The organism is Candidatus Margulisiibacteriota bacterium (genome assembly GCA_003242895.1).
Lineage (GTDB): Bacteria > Margulisbacteria > Riflemargulisbacteria > GWF2-39-127 > GWF2-39-127 > GWF2-39-127.
Genome location: QKMY01000018.1, coordinates 1 through 21,535, shown reverse-complemented (window position 1 = coordinate 21,535; position 21,535 = coordinate 1). Strand labels below are relative to the sequence as shown.

5 protein-coding genes are annotated in these 21,535 nt (G+C 38.3%); all 5 read right to left on the bottom strand.

Translation table 11 applies throughout. From position 1 onward, the window contains the following. Positions 1 to 13: 13 nt before the first annotated feature. Positions 14 to 13,051 (bottom strand): hypothetical protein, encoded by a 13,038-nt coding sequence (locus DKM50_01595; protein ID PZM83705.1) that lies wholly within the window; start codon positions 13,049 to 13,051, stop codon positions 14 to 16. 70 nt (positions 13,052 to 13,121) lie between these two features. After that, entirely contained in the window at positions 13,122 to 15,668 is a 2,547-nt protein-coding gene (locus DKM50_01590) for a hypothetical protein (GenBank protein ID PZM83704.1), read from the bottom strand. Positions 15,669 to 15,685: 17 nt separating this feature from the next. Next, positions 15,686 to 17,701, bottom strand: a complete 2,016-nt coding sequence (locus tag DKM50_01585; GenBank protein ID PZM83703.1) for a hypothetical protein — start codon at positions 17,699 to 17,701, stop codon at positions 15,686 to 15,688. 232 nt (positions 17,702 to 17,933) lie between these two features. Continuing rightward, a complete protein-coding gene (locus tag DKM50_01580; protein PZM83702.1) occupies positions 17,934 to 19,376 on the bottom strand; it encodes a hypothetical protein in 1,443 nt (480 codons plus the stop codon). A gap of 248 nt (positions 19,377 to 19,624) precedes the next feature. Next, a partial coding sequence (locus tag DKM50_01575; protein PZM83701.1) for a hypothetical protein occupies positions 19,625 to 21,535 on the bottom strand: 1,911 nt, incomplete at its 5' end.

Below are 21,535 nucleotides of genomic sequence, written 5' to 3'. Positions count from 1 at the left end.
TTTTACACCTAAATTATTTGTTATATAAACTAAAATACAACAACTGTTCCGATTTATCTTCATCTGTCCCGTTCATTTCCTTGATCATAGATAGCTGTTTGGATGCACAATAGAACAAAACCTTATAAAATTTGTCTTTTTCGTCAACGCTCCAGTTAGAAAAATCATCGCTAATCTTAATTTTTTTGTCAAGGAAATTAATGGATTCCATCATTTCTTTGTTATTACTCTTCTTAATACCTTCAATTATCACATTATTAAACCCTTTAGATATTACATTTTCAAAATATTCTTGCATCTGCTTATTGATACCGACATTATCAGGAACCGAATTGAGCTGATCCTTCCTAAAATTGACACACAGTTGCAGTTCCTCGATATTATATTTCATTGCTAGAAAGGACATATCATCAAGAGTCTGAAGGTGTTTCGCACCATCATGTAATGACACAATGGTATCGACCCCTATATAAAACTTACCAGGATTCACTCCATTTTGTATTGTCATAGCGCCAGCCTCTGAACTTCTTACTGTAGAGGAATACTCCGTCGTCGATTTGACGAATGCTTTGTTATTTTGCACGAAATAATTCAAAAATGCTTTGCGCTCTTCCGTACTAGCTTTTTTAAGAGATATTGTCGATCCAAACCATTCCTTTCGGACATTTGTCTCGTAGAGATCACGTAAATATAAACTATAAGTATTCTCAAACGTCATTTCAGCGTAGGCTATCACAGGAACCCGTTTGCCATTCTCCATTTTCCAGTCCTTAACATACGGAGCTTCAAACTTATTATCATCCTTTTTCTTAAAATTGTTATCTTTACAAAATTGATCAAATATTGATCTATCCGAAGCAGTCATGAAATCAGTATACACTTTAGAGCTCAGTTCAGTCTTACTGGTCATCTGCAACGGTTGTTTCAAACCATCGATCTTGATAACTTCGGAAGAATGAACCCCGAACCCTTTGTCATACAGTGCATTTATCTTATTGATTGCATCTACTGAAGAATCAGAAGCGGCCCTCAAATAACTTTGCCCTGGCTTCTGCGGTTCAAAATCTGACTCATATAAACGCCGAAGTTTAAATTCCAAATACTTTTCCTGGAACTTGTTACCGTTATAGTAAGATGTAACATCCCCTTCGATTAATGGCCAAATAATATTGTTTGTATTAGCCCTGCCTAACTGCTGATTGAGAATCCTGCGATCATCTATCGCCTGTTTTACTTCTTTCGGCCATTTCGTCTGGATTGTTTCTAATTCCTGAAGATAGTTTTTATACTGTACTTGCTCTTCATTCGACAACTTATCAAGACCGGTTAACGTCACCGAAGTAGAGTTCTTATCAATTGATTGTTTCCACTTAAAGAATTCATCTTCCATTGTGGCATCATCAAATTGCTCAATAGTATAGTTTTGTTTGGAATTCTGGTCTTGAATATAATTCTTTGTGGCACTAGTTATGACTTCATTGACATAGGAAACAACATCACTATCATCTCTCCAGGTATTCAAGAGATCATCAATTCCTCCCTTAGAGTTACTTAGTGCTGACACAATGGTTTCGAAACGATTGCTCTCCTGTAACCATTTTTTTGCGCCTGCGGACAAGTTGAGCTTATTTATATCCATATATCCGCGCTTATTAAGCTGTGTCATAAGTTCATACCCGGCTGAACTCATTTTGATGTTTTCATATTCACCAAAACTATACCACCCGCCACATTTATCTATATCAAAAACCCATTTTCTCCATTCTTCCGAACCGACCTCCAGCTTAGGTAACGGATTACCATCTACAACAATTGCACGGTCGACCAACACATCAGAAAGAGTACTGTCATCTCCTTTATCGTCTTTTGACTTGCCAACATTCAATCGTAAGGGCGATTGAGCAACACCATTAATCTTGATGTCATAGACAAGTTGCTTAAATCCTAAGCTACTATCAATAGAACTATATTTGATCTCGAGGTTCATATCATTAGGATTACCATTTTGTTCTTTATATGCCTTAACCTGATCAGCGACTGCCATGAGCATATCAGGAGACACATCGTACAGATCATCAACTGTGATATTTGTAATTCCCAGACTCCGCAAATATGGGAGTACTTTTTGCCCATTATATTCGGGATGTGCAGGTATTGAATCAGGCAAAATAGATTCGATGTTATTGTCCTTGAGAGCGGTTCTGAGATTTGCGACCCCTGGATAGCGGCTCTTTATAACATCTGCCCCCATGCTATCCCGAGATTGATTCGTTATATTTAGATTTATACCACCCTTTTCTTGGAAAACACACTTTATCTCTTTCTCATCATCTTTTTCTCTGAACCCAGCGTGTTCATAAACATAACCAGATGCAGAGCTTGCGATAACATATACAACACCGCCAACTATCACAACAGCAGCCACTGGAGCGCCAGCTCCCCCGGTTGCAGCGGTTAAGCCTAATGCACTTAGAGTAATATCAGTAAGAACAACAGCGGTTCCAGCCGTAGCCGCATCGCCAAGAATATCCTTGGCAGCGCGTTGTTTTGTCACACTTGCTTCATCGCCAAGCAAAGTTGGAGCATTTTCCACAAGACTAACAGACAATTCGGCAACTATAGCACCTATCGCAGTAGCTTTTGACAATTTAACTGCATTTTTCCCAATTGTTCCAAGTTCAACCGCACCATTAACTCCCATCCGGGTAACAGCCTGTTCTGCCGCTGCATAGTACACAAGCGTACCCATCTCACCGGAGGTAGCCTTAGTAGCTTCTTCCAGAAAATTCTCCTCACCTATATTAGAGATAATATTCTTTAATGCCAATACTCCAGTCAAGGCTAAAAGAGCTTTTTTGTTGCCTAAAAGCTTAGAAAGGGTACTGTTCTCTTTTCCTTTCACCGCATTTTTAACATCGTTAGCATCACATTCGATAAAGTTCTCTTTCAGACCAAGCTCAGTCTTCATTTTTTCAGAAATTGTTACTTTTATTTTTCCATTACCTAGATCAATAGCGTCATCGATTATTCCTGCACCAGCATCCTTGATCAATTTGTTCATGGATAGTTTATTTCCATTCTCCAATTTTACGGCATCTCTCTCTATCATTGGTTTAATCACTTTTTTCCAAGTAACATAATCTGCGGTAACGCCAATACCCATTGCAACCGTCTTGCTGGCAATCTTCACGATATCCTGAGTTGTCTCCTTTTCTGTGTTAACAAAATTGCCAAGCAGCTTATTGGTCCCACCTTCTAAAGATTTTTCCAATCGATCCTGAAAATAAGTACTCGGCAATGCATAGGCAACTGGCGCAAACGAGTTAGCAAAGGGTGCAAGCACATTTTCACCAATCGCTTTTACCGGCTTATATTTTTTGCCATTTACATCATATCCCCACTCATAAGCTGCATCACCCATTCTAGTCGAGGCCATAGCTATAACCGGAATTGAAACGATCGAAGTCCAACCGAGGCCATGTTTCACTCCTGCAAATGAGCCCTCTGATTTTCGCAACTTATTCCCAAGGGAACTGACTGAGGTCATACTCCCAAAAGAAACACTGCTGATAAAAACTTGTTTACCAACACTATAATCACCACCCATTTTCGCCTGAGCAGCTTTCTCAAGCTCAAGGCTATGGGTCTTTTTAAAGTAGTCTACCTCTTCTTTAAAAACAACTACCGGATATACTGGTGGTTGTTTACCGCTGAATTCTTTCATAACATTATTTCTTGCTATCTCAAATAATACATCCTGGACGTCATAAGAAATATTATTATTATAGAGCTTGTTCAACGAAGCATTATCTCCAAATAATAACTGTTTATTCTGCTCAAGGACTTTTACAACATCTTGATCAGAAGACTTATCTATCAAAGCGATCAAATTGTTAAGTTCTGTAATTCTCTTGTCTATATAGACTTTTGATTTGCCTTTAGTATTTTCTGATATTTTCTGAAATTGTTGAAGTGAATTCTGGGTATATTCATTTATTTGAGCCTTCGTAGGCTGGTGATATTCTACGTCTGTCTTAACCGGAGTTATTTTACAGCGTAGATTATTTGATTTTGCTTTATCCAATAGAGTCTCAGCAGATATAGCATCAAAACCAAGTAGTTTATTGATCGCAGGAACCAACTCTGAACTAACTTTTGATTCTTTATTCTGGTAAGAGGATACTAATTGGGAAGTCTGCTGGTAAACCTTAGCAAGGTTCTCGCGCAGTGCATTGACGTTTGCTAGTAAGCCCTCTTTGATCTTATCCTTTGCCGGGTCTGCCTGGAAATTGTTTTCTACAAACTCTGTGACAGCTTTGTCAGCGTCCATGGTAGGTTGGCATAACAAGGCGTAATCTTCAAACTGAATATATTGAGAGAGATCGTTACCATTTATTAATGAATTTACATATTGGTTCTGAACATATCCCCCCATGAGTTCTTCCACGTTACCAGATAAGGTGGTGTATTTATCTTTATCACTCGGAGCGCCGACATTGTATTGCTTATACAGCTCACCCATGACCCAGTCAGAGATAACTTTCCCTTTGAGCATCGAAGCCATTTCGTTATCCGAAACATTGCCATCCTTAGTAGCTTGGGAAGACAATTGCTTCATTCTTTGTTCAATCTCAGTGGACGATAGTACAATTCCTTTATAGGAACAATTACCTTTATCATCAACTTTGACACTCTGTATCTCTTGATCCAGGATTTGACTAAATGCCGCATTCTGCTGTGAATTAGCTCGATTATACATCTCACTATTCGCCATAGCACTGACCGAACTGGACTTGGCTGCTGCCACATCCTTGAGCAAAGTATGCATGATCGTAATTGCACCTATAGCTGTTTGGTTCGTAAATTCACTCCCTAACAGTTTCCCGACAGCTCTTTGCTTGTATGAAAAAAGTATCCCCGTAAGGAATTGCTCATCAGCAGCGGTTCCTATGACTGACTCCCAATCTGGGTCTTCACCTTTTATAGCTTTTTCAAGCATAATAGCACCAAATATTACAGCCGCATCCCGTCCATTGGCACCAAAAGTCTTCACAGCTTCTTTACTTACCGCAGCGATATCAACTTCGCTCAGACCAAGAGTCAATAAATCGATTCGAACAAAACCATCCTGATTGTTAGATTTCCTAACTTTCTCGCGTATTTTCTGCATAGTTTCGCTATTCCAGAACTGCTTCAGTTTTTCAGAATTGTTCTCGTAGTATTGTTTTAACTTGCCAGGATCTTGCAGATCTTGACTCATCCTTCTAAACTTAGTTTCATCTGTATATACAGACTTAGCTTTGGGGGTACTATTCGGATCAGGATCAGGACCTTGTACTGAATCAGAGTTATAAGCAGTTTTCAGATTATTCTCGATAATTGTAATAAAATCACCATAACTCTTTATCTTATCTTTATTATTATTTATAATCTTAATAATCTCTTCTGTTTTGACTCCATATTTTTTGTTAAGTATAGTAATCTGTTTAGCCAAATCACCTCGTTCAACCGAACTATAGGCAAGTATCTTATCATCTATCGTCGTCATTGGAGAGCGTTGGTATGTATCACGGCCAGAGATAACCCCCCTAAGCATTTTACGGCTGCTCGTTCCAGCCTGCAACTTGGAGAGGCCGTTCCTGGCAGTTGTTATAATCTCGGTTATTTTGGCAACATCGGTATCGGGGACTGTCTTGAGTCCATCCAACGTATTTGTAATATCTGTGATCTTTTCCATTTTCTCTAGCAATTTCTGTTTGGTATATTCATCAATCACAGTGTTATTTTTGATTTCGTCTATGGACTTATTGAGGTCAGTTATAATCTCCTCAGCAACTATCTTGATCTCGTCAACTGGCTTGGTCTCTAGCGCTAGTAACTTCTTCTCTACAACATCATCAACCATAGTATTGGCCTTATCAAGAATCATGGATACTTCTGTGGTTCTTCCGGTATCACTCATTATGCTTTTTTCAACATCGGATAAGGTATTCCTCAGATCAGTATTAGATTTAGTTAGTGATTGAGCTTTCTCTAAAAACTTAGGTCTCAGGAACGTTGTTCGTTTGTCAGGACTCTTCAACATCTCGGATAATTTGGAAGAAATATCATTATCAAAAGTAGAAAGATAATCCTTAACCCCTTCTAGATTGGTAACTGCATCGATGACGAGGTTTTTGGCAGAGGCACCATCACCGACAGTTTTTACCGCATCAAGGGTATTCGTAATATCAGCTACCTTTTGCATTTTTTCAAGTAATTTTTGCCTGGTATAATCATCAATATCTTTGTTATTCTTAATATCATCAATTTGTTTGTTCACCTTTGTAACAACATCTGAGCTGACTTGCTTGATATTATTAATATCAGCATTCTCAAGCCCCCTCAGTTGTTGATTCAAGGTATAAGAGAATAAAGCGTTCGTATCGTTGACTAACATATCAGTGGTATTTTTGAGATTATCAACGGTGCTTTGCAGCTCTTTATAAAGTTCATATTTTTGAACATCGTCCAAATCTGAACAGTATTTTATCGCATCGTTACCGATAATTTTCTTGAGTTCGCCATCTAAACGATATCCCCGTTTATCAGCCAACCGTGCCTTCAGATTATTTTCAACGTTATTCACTGTTCGCTCACGCGCTTCAGTTTTAACTTCATCTATAATGCCACCCAATTTTTTGATCTCTTCAATTGACTCGTCGGCAAATGCTCCTTTAGGAACTGTCATTATCACTCCTGCATTTGATCCAAAATACTTGCCGATACGTTCTTGTATTCTCGTAGCTATTCCTTGTTTAAACGCATTAGCCTTAACAGGATCTTTTAGTAAGTGTTCTGATAGCCTGTTATCAAGAAGCTGCTTGGTTACCTCTTCAGGCAATCTCAAATCTTTGATATCCTGGTCCGTTATAGTCTCTTTAAATTCGAGTTGCTCAGCATTAATATCATTAAAAATTATTTCAAACGAAGTTTTATGCTGATTAAAGTCTGGTATTGCTGATTTATCGACATAACCTAGGGTGCCAGCGACTTTCATAAACTCTATATTGATGAGCTCATTAACTATTCTATCAATCTCCGGAGATCGCTCTTTGATAATCTCGTCGATACTCTCCTTGATTGTATCTTCCACGATTCGCTGTGCACCTGGATCTCCCAAAAATCCGAGTACTTGCTTCTCTGCATTTGCATGTTCCTTCGCGAGCAGTCCATTTTTCACATCAGCTAAAATATCGTTGTAAAATTTATTTTTTACGACACTTTGAATTTTACCTTTCGCACAATCTTTTATTTGAGACGTAACACTTGTGTTCTCCATAAAATGGTTTTTTACCGTTAACAATGCACCGTCAAGCTGGAGCATCTTGCCATTCCCATCGAGATCAACACTACCCAGCTTTGCCCGCACAGCTTTTTCACATTCGCCAAGCATTTTCTCGGGATCCTGTAAAAGAATAGGATCAGACAGATTAACTGGAGCAGTTGCCTGTTTAACAGCCTCCATAACTTTATTCGCATCTGCATTATTATAAATGGACTTAAGGTAGTCATCGATATGGGTAAAAATAGTCGTCTCATCAGAAATGGCTATATAACCATCCTTGAGCACCCCCTTGCTCTCCAACTCTGCAATAAGTTTTTTCGAGTCAAGCTTATTTTCTTTACAGATAGCGCCAAGTTCTTTGGAATCATTCACCTTCAATCCAAAGATAGCTTCATCAATCTTATTCTGAACCTCTTTCATTTTTTCCTTATCATTGTTCAATTCCGGATTGCTATCTGCGACCTGACTGAATAGCATCTTTCGCATATTAGTGGCTAGATCAGATGCGACAATCGAATCATTCCCACCAAAAGCCATCTGGAGCAAATTATCATAAATAGCTGGTTTAGAATTATTATTCTGTTGACCGGAAGCATTCTGGAACATAGATAGCTTGTTCAGAAACGGAACATACGCCCCTCGATTGTGCAATGCACTTATCACCCTACTAGGATTCCGTAATGCTCGAAATCCAGCTTTAACCATTTCCTCTGGAAATTGCGCCGCGCCATCTGCGACAACCTCAATACCGCGATCTGCGCGGCGAAAGGTATTGGCCACAGCACGTGTAACATAATTCTGGCGCATCTGGGGGTTTTTTGATACCTGTTCCCCAAGCTGTTTAACCGGAAGCCAAAACGACTTAAACCCTCCGGCTAATTTAGGATGGACCTTACTAAACCCATCAATCTTATAACTAAGATTAGCAATCTTCTTTGCATAAAAAGGCTCTTGCATCATAGTTGCCATACGAGATCCGTCACCTTTAAGGGTAGACCGGTAGGCTGCACCAAAATCTGAGATAAAGCTCCTATTCTGACGAAAATTAGTCATAAACTCTTGAGTAAATTGAGCAGGCAATCGTAAGCCTCGATATGATTTATCCAGAGTATTTCCTGTTTTACCCCACATACCATGCTCAGCGGCGATCTGATTAGTACCCCACATAGCAAACATTGCGCCCCAGTAATCCCCTTCCTCAAACTTCTTTGCCGGATAGGTATAGTAAGGCATTACAAATAACTGGAACATTTTTGATGTCAGCATCGGCTTGAGAAGCCCTGGAACATTTGCCTGTTTATAAAAAGTTCCCAACATGCCATCATCATGGACAAACTTATTTTCGACTCCGCCTTCCCCACCAGCTCCACCGACTGAAACGAACCAATCGATCCATGACTTGGCAATAACTAGATCGATAAGGTCTTTCATCATTTCACGGCCGATAAAGAACTCCTTAGCACCTCTTTCTACTAGAGACAGAATCTCTTCCGGGTCTTTTCCGGCCTCTATAGCTGCTGTTGCTCTGTCAATCAGAGTGTTAACATTCGCTAAATCCTTCATATCACTTGAAATAGTTTTACCAGCACTTTTAAGTTGATCAACAATAAAGATACCTTCTATCGCGTCTTCAACTGTGTTAAAAGTCTTCCCTAAGAACTCCGAATCATTCCCCTCGGTAGCATCAAGATTACCAACCTTGATTGAATCGTAATCAGTGGAAATTCGCATTGAAGATATTTGACTTCCATCCAATGACTGGAATTCATTTGTTAACATGCTCATCTTTACCTGAAACTCAGGATCACTGCCACATACCTTCTGCGCAGTATCAGCAACGCCTTTCACTATTTTTCCGCCAAGAGTATTCTTATTTTTAGACAGATTACCATCAAGCACTATGATATCTTTCTCGGACTCCAAACCAGATGCGGCCTGCTCAATAAAACTTTTTTGATCCTTGATATTTGTAGGCAAAAATCCTAATGCCCATGGATCCATATCTTCGTCAGAATTGCCACCAATACCTCCATAGTTTGCAAATGATAGTGTACGATCAACCAGGGCTTTCTTTAAAGAATCAGCCAACTGATCCTTCTTGATCTTCCCAGCAAGAAACTGTTTTTTCAGATCTAAGATAGTTCGCTGCTGTTCAAAGGACGTATGCATCGAATCTAATTGCAGTTTATCTTGCAAAAACAAATCAGTTACCACAATGGAGGGCTTAACAGTTTCATTGTCCTTATGCTTAGGATCAGAAGAATTAACATACGATACGATCGCTACTCCATTATTCTGTTCCTCTCGTACCATCAAGTTATGAATACCCTGCCGACTCATGTTCTGGATTATTCCTTCCGTGCCCATCTGCACATATTTCTTTTTCATAAGCGCATCAACTTGCAACAGTTCTTCTTTAGACAATCCATTGAGGTTGATCTTTTGAATATCAAATTCATCACTATTTTTTTCTGAGATGGACAGTTTGTCTTCTGAGACAGGGGCACCAGAAAGACTATCGCTATATTTTTTCAAGATTACACTTTTGACGGAATATCCAATATTTGATTTTTGATCGAAAGCAATCCCTCTCCAGTATTTCTTGTTATATTCACGTTCAAAGTTATCCATTGCCAATGGATTTTCTCCATAAGAAAAGCCATTATCCATTTCTCCAACGAATTGCCCAAGCAACTGTTTAACCTTTAAGGCACTCGTATTATCAAGGTCTTCAGGTTTGATATGAAATATGTTTGTACCAATTTCTTGTTTCCAGGCAGGAACCTTTTCAAACCCGCCGGATTCTTTGGCATATTCCCGAATATATTCAGGTAGCCGATTATAATCCAGCCGTTTACCATCAAATGCATCGTCAAGAATAAAACCATCTGCCGCATGATTAACTACCGAAGCCATTTCTCCAAGAACATTTGCGCCAAAATCGCTACTGCTGCGAAAAACATCCCGTTTTTCCATAGCTTGCGCCATCCTATCAAGAAACTCTCCTGCGACAGTGGCTTTGGCGGGGTTAAAAAAATCTTCGTAACTCTTTAGCTTATCCCTATTCTTCAAACCTTCCTGGTAATACTGATCAAAATCTGTTGACTTAAGCCAACTAAATCCAGCAGCATCAAATGCCTTCAAGCGTTCACGGCAAAAAGTCGTCATTTTTTCGTGAACATCAACTTGTTTCCCCTCACGCAATTGCTTAATCTCGGTATTAAATATCGTGGTATTAAACTCTGACTGAATACTCTCCAGATGTGTCGCTAAACTTGTGGGATCACCTTTAAGTGAATCTGTTTTGAGGGCAATTGTTAATAAATAACGATCTGGAAAAAGAACATATTTTTTCAGGTCATTCAGCTTATTAACTGAAGCAGTCTGATAATACTGGCCTGGCATTACAGCCATAATCTTAAAGGGCTCGACAACGACCCCTTTAACAAAACTGCCGATTGCCGGTATCCAATGCTCCTGTCTCTTCAATGCTGGATCGGGAGCTTGGAGCGCCTTCATTGTAATATATTTCCGGATATACTCTACCGCAGACTTGTGATTGGATTCCAAGGAATTCTTGTTGGATTCCGTAATACCATTCTTTTCCACATCGTCTAACAGAACAGTAATGTCATCGAGGATCTGCCCATAGCCCTCATATCCTTTTTTGAAAACCACGTTTCCATTAGTTGATTTAGGGTCAATCGCCATTGAATGGATTTCAGTATAGAACTTATTGAGGTCTTCTACTGTAATAAAGCGATCTACCTCACCACCAGCATTAATCTTTTTTGCACAGTAATAATTAAATCCAACCATCCAATCTTCATTCTGACCATGAAGTGACATCCAGCTTTTCATCTCATAGTCATATTTGGCATAAATAGCTTTTGGCATATCAAGATAAGATTTGGCATCAGGATCTTTTTTTGCAAGATTAGCACTATAATCACTAAGAATGCTCTTAGCAGATGCATCACCCATATCTCCTATAGTTTCCTTCATCTTTACGAGGTCCTTATCTTTAACCTCACCAGTCTCACTGTTCTGTTGTGCCTTCTCCTTGGCCTCAAGAAACTCCATAAGATCGGCTTTTGTACATTCCGAAACAACAATATGATCGGCATCCAGCGTTCCATTATTGGAAAGATAGTTAATATTAAAAGATCTATCGACATAATTAGTGTTCATCATAGTAGAGTTTTTTGACTCACCAGCCTGCTCCATATAATTCTTAGCAATAGTATAAAAGTCTTTACTCGCTTCAGAGTCTCTTGGTAACCACAAAAATACTATGAACTTCTGAATATCTTCAGCATTCAGGTTTCTGATAGCATCTTTCCCGTTAAACAGTGCTTCACGGATATTTTTTGCCGATTGTTCACTTCCTTGAGCACTTTTTTCAAAGTATTCCAGTAAAAACGACATTAAATTTGCATCAACCTGAAATGGAGTTTTTGTTTCATCAGTAAATGACCATCTATTGTTCTTATCATTACGTAAAAACTCTGCAAGAGGACTTGACTTTGCCATATTAAGAAAATCTTCTTGGGGGATCATTTCTGGATTGTGGCTCTGGGAATAATCATAATAATAGTCAATATCTGAATCACTAATCGTGGTTGTGCTCTTGCTTTCGTTTATCAGAGTTGTAACCTCTTGGTAGGTAATCCTTTTATCCTGAAGAGCTGCTATAATCTTTTCTTCAGAAACACCATTACTCGCCATATAAAAAATAAAGCCTTGATATAGCTGTAAATTATTACCCGGGGTAACCCCATTTGAATCATTTTCCGTTAGTACTACCATTGTCTCCTTCGTAATGGGCTTTCCATCACTGGTGAGCGCTTTCCCATTAGACATTTCATTGTACCTGTATCTGACTACAATTTTCTTTTTATCACTATCGATAGCAAAATCTGCTCCAGCAAATCCAATATCACTATTATCAGTCAATTTGCTCATAAGGGAGGCATATTCCTGCATTTTATCCTGGGTCAATTTCCTCATGGCAGTCATAGCGACATTATCTTGGTTCAATTTTTCCGATACCAGTATACGGAGATCTTCTTTGTTCAAATTTGATTTAGAAAGAAGGCTACCCGATGCTCCATAATACATCGAGAGAGCTAGCTTCAGTCCGGGATTTTGATCTAGGTACAATTTATTGTTATCATCGACATCAATGACAGACAATTGTTTATTGGTGATTTTATCTTTAATAATAACCTTAAAATTGTTATTGGCATCTTTCTTGAATTCAAAGTTTCTTGTTTTGTATTCTTGGTAAGCATCATAGAAATTGCTACCCATTTGATCCTTTGCTAAGCGCAATGATAGCTGCTGCGCAGGAGAATGCTTGATTATTTCTTTGTCCAGTAGCTCTTTTTGTCTCTTGTCACTCGGGATTAACTGGGCAGCAACCTTGTCTATCTGTGCAAGGTCCTCAAGGGATATTTCTTTATCATTCCAGTTAAACAAAAAAAACTGACTCTCTTTGGTAATATTTTTAATAACGTCATAACCATTCGGATTATCAACTAAGGATTGTAGAAACACTTTTGCTTCTAAATCCAGCTTACTCTCCGGTTTAAGTGCCTTTTTGAGGTCTTCGTTAGAAATATGTTTAGAGTCCTTATCTGCATGGTTATTATTATCAGAAAAATAGTTAACGAGCTTGTCTTTGAGGTTACTAAAATCGCTACCACCGGATATTGAAGTCATTAGGTCTCACTCCTGATTTTTGGATTTATTCCTATCATTTATCATTCCCCCACCAGACCTGCATGAAACATTATTTTTTATCGAGATTATTCAAAATTATCTTAATTTGATCGCTTATCGTTGATATCATTGTTGCTTGATTATTAGAATAGAAAGCGCGAAACGAATCTTTTGCCTTAGTCCACGCCGGATCATTCTGGAATTTGCCGATTAAATACGATTTAATCTCATCCGGCAAACATTTGTCCGTATCCAAATATCGAGGGTCTAGTAAATATTTTTTGAAATCTTCTTCTGTAATTACAGGTTTACTGATCACAGCCGCCTCCAAGTTACCTTTGATTGAAGCTGTTTTGACACTTTTAACCAAGAGGTCCAATTCATTCTGGCTAATTACGCCTTTAAGCTTCTCCGCAAGCTTAGCCTGGTTATTGTTATAAAATTTTAAAAACTGTTCCCGTGAAGCGATCCAGGCAGAATTCCTGGAATAGAGAAGATTATTCCGAAGATAAGACATATCACCTTTAGTCGGCTTAAATTTATCAGACAGCAAGGTATCCTTAAATTCTCCTTCACCGATCTGGTTATTATAAGCATAGAGGCAATTTTCCCATTTTTTAGTCAAGTCGGATGGCTTTGTATCCACAATTGTAATACCTTTCAATTGCGCTATAACATCTTCATTACCAGATATCCCGGCAATAAACTCGGCAAATGGCGTTCGAGAGTTGATCCAGGAATCATTAGCAGAATTATTAAGCCGGTCGCTAAGCAGATCGATGACTCCTTGAGGCAGCAATCTCATTTTTTTTCCATCTTTCTCAACTTCAACTAAATTACAATTATCCACACCAAGAACATATCTAGACCAATCGCCTTTACTCAGTGTTGGCCAGCCCGAACCAGATACAAAATAGTTTTCGATATCACTTTCCACTTTCGTAATTATTGTCTTTTCTTTATCATCTTTCGCTGTGATTGGATTCCCTGTTAAAGTAAATGCAGGAGCCGAATTTAATATATAGTCATTATCAGCCTTCCATTTTTCTGCTATGGATCTCAATTCTGAACGCTTTTTCTCATCTTTTATAGAGTCTATCGTGAGCAGTGTACTTTTGTATGCTTGAGATGCTTCAGCTGCAGTTTTATATTGGCCTTTGACAAGTTCATTGACTTCGATTATTGCTTGCTTGGCAGGCATTGACTCTTTAATCTTAGTCACTTCATCTGTGTACTTAGCTTGATTATCTTGAGGAAGTAGTGACACAAGTGATTGGAACTGATTAACCATGTCCTGTACAGAACGGAGATTATCCTTCGTCAACTCACTATCAAGTTTGGAATAAGAATCTTTGACGGACATTAACTCCTTGCCAATTGACTTCTCGATATCCTCAACATTAAATTTTCCTTTGGCCTGGTTAATAAAATCTTCAACGGATTTTATTTGCGCATTAAGTTGAGCCTGGTTAGTAGCACCGGCAATTTTTTGGGAGAGTTGAAAGCACTCTTTCTGTTTTGCAATCAGGTCATCGACACTTTTAATTTCTTTTGCTGATTTAACTAAAGAGTCAATATCTTTCGTGACCTCTGCACTCGACTGAGCACTTCCTACAAGAGGGACGGCATCTTTTGGCCATTCAGCAACCAAAATTGCATATACTGGAGCTTTTTTATAGGTTTCGTTGTTCAGATGCTGTCCATGGATTCTCCCGAGTATATATCCTATATTGTTTGGATCTTTCAAATCATACGTTCCTTTGATTCCCATTGCTTCGGATATAGCATCTATTTCAGCATTAAGCTTATTGATGTCAATAATATTACCAGTATTCTCAAGTATCCATTTCTTTCTAGCGTCATCATCCGCTAATGATTTGTAACCATTATCATTAAGGATACTATTCCCAACATTTACAGAATTATACCGAGTAAAAGTTTCAGATTGGAAATATTTCGCTTCATCATAACCTAAAGCCTTACCTCGCTTCATCATATCTGCAGCTCGCTGTATTTCAAGATCGGTTACAAAACTATCATTATCACCAAATTCTCCACCATCTACAAAGCTATCCCAGAATGCCTTACTGACCTGTTTTCCATCAACCAATATCTCATCGATCGAGATTTTTTGATCCCCATTGTCTTTTATAGTAACATTAGTAATCTTTAGGCTCTCTTTGATAGATTTCTCTACACTCGCGGGATCAGTTTTACCTTTAACACCTTCTGCTCCTGATCCATTACTATAAACAGCTGTATTTTTATATAACTGATACTCAGTATTAGCTATCGTGATTGATGATTCCTGCTCATTTTTGTCATTCTTAAGTAGTGAACATAATGCATAGCTATCTCCATTTTTATAAACGAACAACCCTTTCTCACTGAGATAAGAGGTGTTTATAGAATTTGCTTTAATATAGTTTGCCCAATTAGCAGACCCGACACTTTTCTTAGCATCATCAGCAATAATATCCCATGCGCCTTGGCTAATGCCGCCAGTGAATGCGCCAATAAAAAGGGTAGATACTTCATTACCTATTTTATTATTATTATTATTATTATTACTAGAAATATACGCAGAATATTGTATAGGTGTTATTCTTATTCCCATGATTCACTCCTTTTTACCTAAGTTCCGTAAACATCTGCTTCGGCATTCTCAGAGGGCTGATTACTAATAGCCCCTGTTTGTGTTTGTGTTTGTGTTTGTGTTGGGGCTCCAGATGTTCCACCATTGTTCTCAGAGGATGGAGTAATAGACTCTTTGATCTTCTTCAATCGATCTTTGAGCCCGGAATTATTATTAAGCGCTTCAATCGTATCGAGCTTATCAACAAATTTTATAAAATCATCTTTTGATTTAGGGTTACTGTTCAGATGTTTCTGGATTACTTCCTCCATCCAGGTACTATTATTTGGATCAAGTATCTTGGTTAACGCGTTTTGCCTGATACCAAACTTGTTTTTATCTCCCGAATTATCCTGAAAAATATAGTTTTCCCATTCTTCTACGCTAATCCAAGAATCTCCTGATAGTCCGCTACGAGTCAACTCCGTATCAAACACTAATTTGCAATAATTAGATAAGGCTTCTTTATCATTATCAAAAGACCCAGACCCGATATCGTTCATTATCTGTTTTCCAAAATCAGAAAAAGCATATGACGGCACATTAGGATCCGACCAGTCATTCTTGGTATACATTTTGGCTAATAGTCCATTGTACAGGCCTTCGTTACCTTTAGCGTAGATTGTTTTGTCTGCAGCCTGTTTCTTTAATTCAGTTGCATCTTTTTCCTTAGAGATATTATTGTTCAACTCATTACCAGATTCACCGGTGGCTTTCTCTGCTTCTGTGATAACGTTATTTAAGGTTTTTCCATTAGGACCGCAAGCATCAATTATCCCATTAGCTTTCGCCATAGAATCAAATACCGAACTGGGATTTTTTCTTTTACCTTCGCCATAATCTCCTATATAATTCTGTAGTTTTTTTAGGGCATCCTCATATTTTTTGTTTACATTACCTTCATTGTCAAAAAGACCATCGGTTCCTTGTAATTCATCTTTTTTAGGGAGAATAAGTTCCTGTCCGATCTTTAATTTCGTAAAATCGTATATTCCGTTTTTGTCAGCGACCCACAACGAAAGGAACATAATGTTACTCCCCGTTGCCGTTATTCTGTTGTCTTCAAGAACTTTTTTAGATACGATCCAGCAACTACTGCCACTATTTAATACTACCTTATAATTTCCCTCGGCAGCACTACCAGTAATATCAAATCTACTATCTTTCTCCGGTTCTTCTTTTTTTGGCACATCAACTTTTTCGGTTCCACTTTTATCAGATGCTACTTGCGGTGTTTCTTTCTTTTCAACCACAGGAACCGTCATGTTTGTTTCTAATTTTTTGGATTCGAAATATTGATTTCTATTATAACCAAGTGACTCACCTTTATTTAACATCTCAGTCGCCTTAACAATTTCATCTGAATCAAGGCCCTTATTGTCTCCTTCTATGTTCGTATCAATACTATTAAAAAACTCCGCAGTCATCTTATCGCTTAATTTATTTTGCTTGCCATTATCTTCAAGAGTTACTTCGTCGTAATCAATCTTTTTATCATTATCCGCATCACTCCAGTTAACTTTTATGGTTTGTATGCCTAACATTACTTGAAAAGAGGCTATTAAATTTTTATCTGTGGCAAAAGATTGTGGTTCCTGTGTTGGGGATGCAATCCCGGTTGTGATTTTAAAAGTTGGCTCCGCTGTTACCAGTGTGCTTACTCCGCCATTATTAATTTCAATTGACTGCTTGGGTACATTTTGTCCATCTTTTATCTCTTTAACTTCGTTTAAAGACAGCAAAAAATATTTGTTATCCGATTTATAAACATAGAGATTCTTACTATTAAGAAAGGCCATATCTACTTTATTTTCGGATATATATTTGGACCAATCTATATTATTGACACCGCCATTACCGTCTTCTTCGATAATATCCCAGGCACCCTTAGAGATACCTCCATTGAACTTATTAAAAGCCTTAATAGAATTATCGTCGACAGCTGTATTTTTCCATTGGGTTCCCTCTTTCATATAAGAGGCAGAATAGCTATTATAATCTAAGGTATTGACCATGTACTTACTCCTTGATCATATTTCTGAAATTTTATTACTATAAAGCTTTTATTTTAATATACCCCGTTATTAGCTACTTAAAACCTAAAATTTTAACACACATTTCATGGCTTACTATATTAATATCTATTATTTATATCTTACTTTTTACTGAAAAACTTGTATTGTTTTTTTTAGAGATTTAGTTGGATGTTTTTTTAACCAGCGTATTCCAAAAAAAGTTAAAATGATTCTAGGAAGACTCTTTTTCCTTTAATCTCTTCTGGTATTCCCAGAAGGCTTTTATAATCAAGCCTGGAATTGCATTTACCTTAGTACCAGGCACAGTATCAGCCTTTTCTAACGAACCGTAGAGCAACTCACCAAATCCTTCATCGAGATTATACACAGCAGAATTATCGAGCAGTATATCTTCTGACCATTTGTCAGCACGAAAATATTTACCGTCTTGCAATTTTACTTTCGTTAGCGCAATTCTGACATCAATACAAGAGCCGCAGGTATCTCCCTTAATAAGCTGGAGCCGTATTCCTTTTGCGATCCTATCGGTTTGCGACTTATTTAGAGCAATGGCACCGACCTCAATGGAATCAAGATACTCCTTATAGGTTGTACGAATGATTTCATATTGGGCACATTTTGAAAGCTGCCGGATTGTATACTTGTTGAGTAATTCGTGGAGCCTCTTATGTGATACCAAGTTACCTTTTTTTATGAGTGTTATTTGATGATCAAAGATGAATTTTAACACCAAATAAATTGCAGGATTAATCCCGATGTCTTCTTTTGAGCTGCTATCATCTGCTCCCTTTGTTACGACACCAATCAAAAGCTCTCTTGAAACACCTTTGCTATCGACATATTTAACCTTCTTTTCCCCTTTTCTATTATTCTTTATAAGAATCGTATTTTTCATGTCGATATATAGGGCCCTGACCACGTTGCTTTCGTTAGTAAAGGTTATCAGATTCTTTCCGTCTTCTAACTTACTTAAAGAACATTTATAAAGAATTAACAAAACAGTGCAAAGAAGGTCCCCACCCTGATCATTATTTATTATGCAGGCATTTTCATGCTTATCAAAAATCATTCCATATATATAATCCAAGTCTTCGATGAGTTTGTGATCAGCTTTTATATTATCAAGATCGTTATTTCGATGGTTGGAATTTCTGTTTTTATTAATTCTCTTTGTCGTTGGCTCACGGGTTTCATGAAATAACCGGTCTCGAATCATAAAGTCAGAAAAAATATTCTGCTTTTGATCTCCTCTTTTATATTCATTTTCTAGCTGATCGCATTCTAATTGCAGGGATTTTACTTTTTTAATAAATTCATCAATTTTATTTTTATTATTGTATTTAGCGAATTTACTCTTTTTGCCTAATTGAACTATAGTGATTTTGAAATTCTCTAGTTCGATCGAGGCATTCTCGATATCTTTTTGTTTAAGAAATATTTCAACTTTATTGCCTGCCGCCAAGCAATACATCTCAATGAGAGTATTGTCAGCAATGCCTTTAACAGTATCAAGATAGTTCTGAAAAATCTTATATTCCACTAGGGCGATATCGTTTTGTTCTTGCTTAACAGCAATATCACCTTTCAAATAGTGGATCTCAGCTGCCAAACGTTTTTTAAAATTCTCGTCCCCTTTGGCAATAGCATCGAGCATTGGTTGTAGATCCGCATCACTCATAGTATCATTATACAATAACAACAGGCGTTTGTGGCTATAAAATTGCTTTCGTGCACTTTTTTTTCGTTTCTCATCATCGTGACCTTAATGGTTTAGTCCCCTCACCCGGTCGAAAAAGGTATCAGTTTTCATGTGGGTTTTGGAGCGACCGCCCTCTCCATTCTAACGAACGTAGAGGGCTCAGATTGAGATTTTTCGTGTTTTTTCGTTCCAGCACCTTGCCCTTATGGCTTATCGTATACTGCTCCGGCAACTGTTTGAGTGCTTGGAACAGAACTTATTATCGGTTCTACAATAGTTTGAGTATTTGTAACAGGACTTATGCTCGGTTCTACGACATTGAGAATTGAGTCCAAAATAACCGTAGCATCCTGAGTATTACCTTGATTTATGTTCACATTGGCTTGTTGCGTCAACTCTACTGCAGCAGCTAAGGCATCCTGTTTTACATTTATTTTTTCTAAAACCACAGCTAATTTCTCTGATAAAGGCTTTTTCTCAGGCACATCATTATTCAGATTATCGACTGAAGCTTTTGCGGTATTATATGCATTATTTGCCTGATCGATTTTCTCTTGCGTGCTGAGGTCCGCTGCCTTTTGTTCTGCATCCGTAACTTGCTGAGTCGCATCCTTAACCTGAAGAGCCACTTCGCCTTTAGTTATCAAAATCCAGGCTGCTTCTAGACGGTCGAGAAAGGAGGGTTTCTCTTTTGCATCATTACTTACTGCGTTTACTGACGGTTCTGCTGTATTGGTGTAATAAGATTTTGCATCTGATAACTTTGCGTGGGAACTCAGATCTGTTGTCTTCTGCTCGAGAGTCCCTAAATTCTTGGATGCAACAGTTATTGTGGCATCAACCGGAACTACTCCCTGTGCCACAACAGTCTTAGCAGCATTCACCGCTGCATTGAGAGTTGCCTGAATGGCTGCCTTATCTGCAAAGCCTGTTGCAGGCTTATCAGCAAACATCTTTGCCCAGACATCGGATTGCTTGATTGTATCAACTTCCTGATATCCAGTCATATCAAGGCCTAATACTTCTTTGTTTATATTTACAGCCGTCTTAAGCTCATCAGCAGTTGCGGCACTATTAACCACAGACACCGCATCATTAACCTTCAGAGTTTCTTCGCCTTGAGTAATCAAAGTCCAGGCTGATCTTAGACGATCGAGGAAAGATGGTTTCTCTTTTGCATCATTACTTACTGCGTTTACTGACGGTTCTGCTGTATTGGTGTAATAAGATTTTGCATCTGATAATTTTTCGGAGGAACTCAGATCTGTTGTTTTCTGCTCGAGAGTCCCTAAATTCTTGGATGCAACAGTTACTGCAGCGCCAACTGGAACTACTCCCACTATTTTCGCAGCATAAATATCAATATTTTGATTTGCCACTTCGGCAATTTGAGAAGCCGTAGTATAGTTCGATAAACCCTCATTATCGGTTGGCGCATTATCAAAGATAGCTTGGGCTACAAATATTTTGTCATCATTGCTTAAAGTTGAAAAAGCCTCCTTTATCCCTAACAAATCTCTCTTTGCTTTATTATCCAGGATTAATTTGATTGTATCAACATCTATCGCATTTATAGCGTCATTTATATATTTTATTACTGAACCTACCGGATCTGTTACGACCTTCGCTGCTACTACTGCTGCATCAAGTGCTGCCTGAATAGCAGCTTTGTCGGCAAAACCTGTTGCCGGCTTGTCAGCAAACATCTTCGTCCAGACTTCGCTTTGTCTTTCCAGTTCAACCGTTGCGTAACCTGTCATATCCAGAGTTAAGATAGTTTTATTTGTATCTACGGCTATCTTCAACGCATCAGCTGTTGCGGCATTATTAACTGCATTAACGGCTACCGCTACCGGATCCGCTACGACCTTCGCCGCCTCTACTGCTGCATCAAGTGCGACCTGAATAGCAGCTTTGTCGGCAAAACCTGTTGCCGGCTTGTCAGCAAACATCTTCGTCCAAACTTCGCTTTGTCTCGCCGGGTCAACCGTTGCGTAACCTGTCATATCCAGGGTTAATACGGCGGTATTTGTTTCCACGGCTATCTTTAAATCCCCGGCTGTTGCGGCATTATTAACCGCTCTCACTGCCACTTTGATCGGATCTACTACTAC

Coding starts and splice junctions, on each gene's coding strand:
- DKM50_01595 (PZM83705.1), bottom strand. CDS start 13,051: ATGACTTCAATATCCGGTGGTAGCGATTTTAGTAACCTCAAAGACAAG.
- DKM50_01590 (PZM83704.1), bottom strand. CDS start 15,668: ATGGGAATAAGAATAACACCTATACAATATTCTGCGTATATTTCTAGT.
- DKM50_01585 (PZM83703.1), bottom strand. CDS start 17,701: ATGGTCAATACCTTAGATTATAATAGCTATTCTGCCTCTTATATGAAA.
- DKM50_01580 (PZM83702.1), bottom strand. CDS start 19,376: ATGCTCGATGCTATTGCCAAAGGGGACGAGAATTTTAAAAAACGTTTG.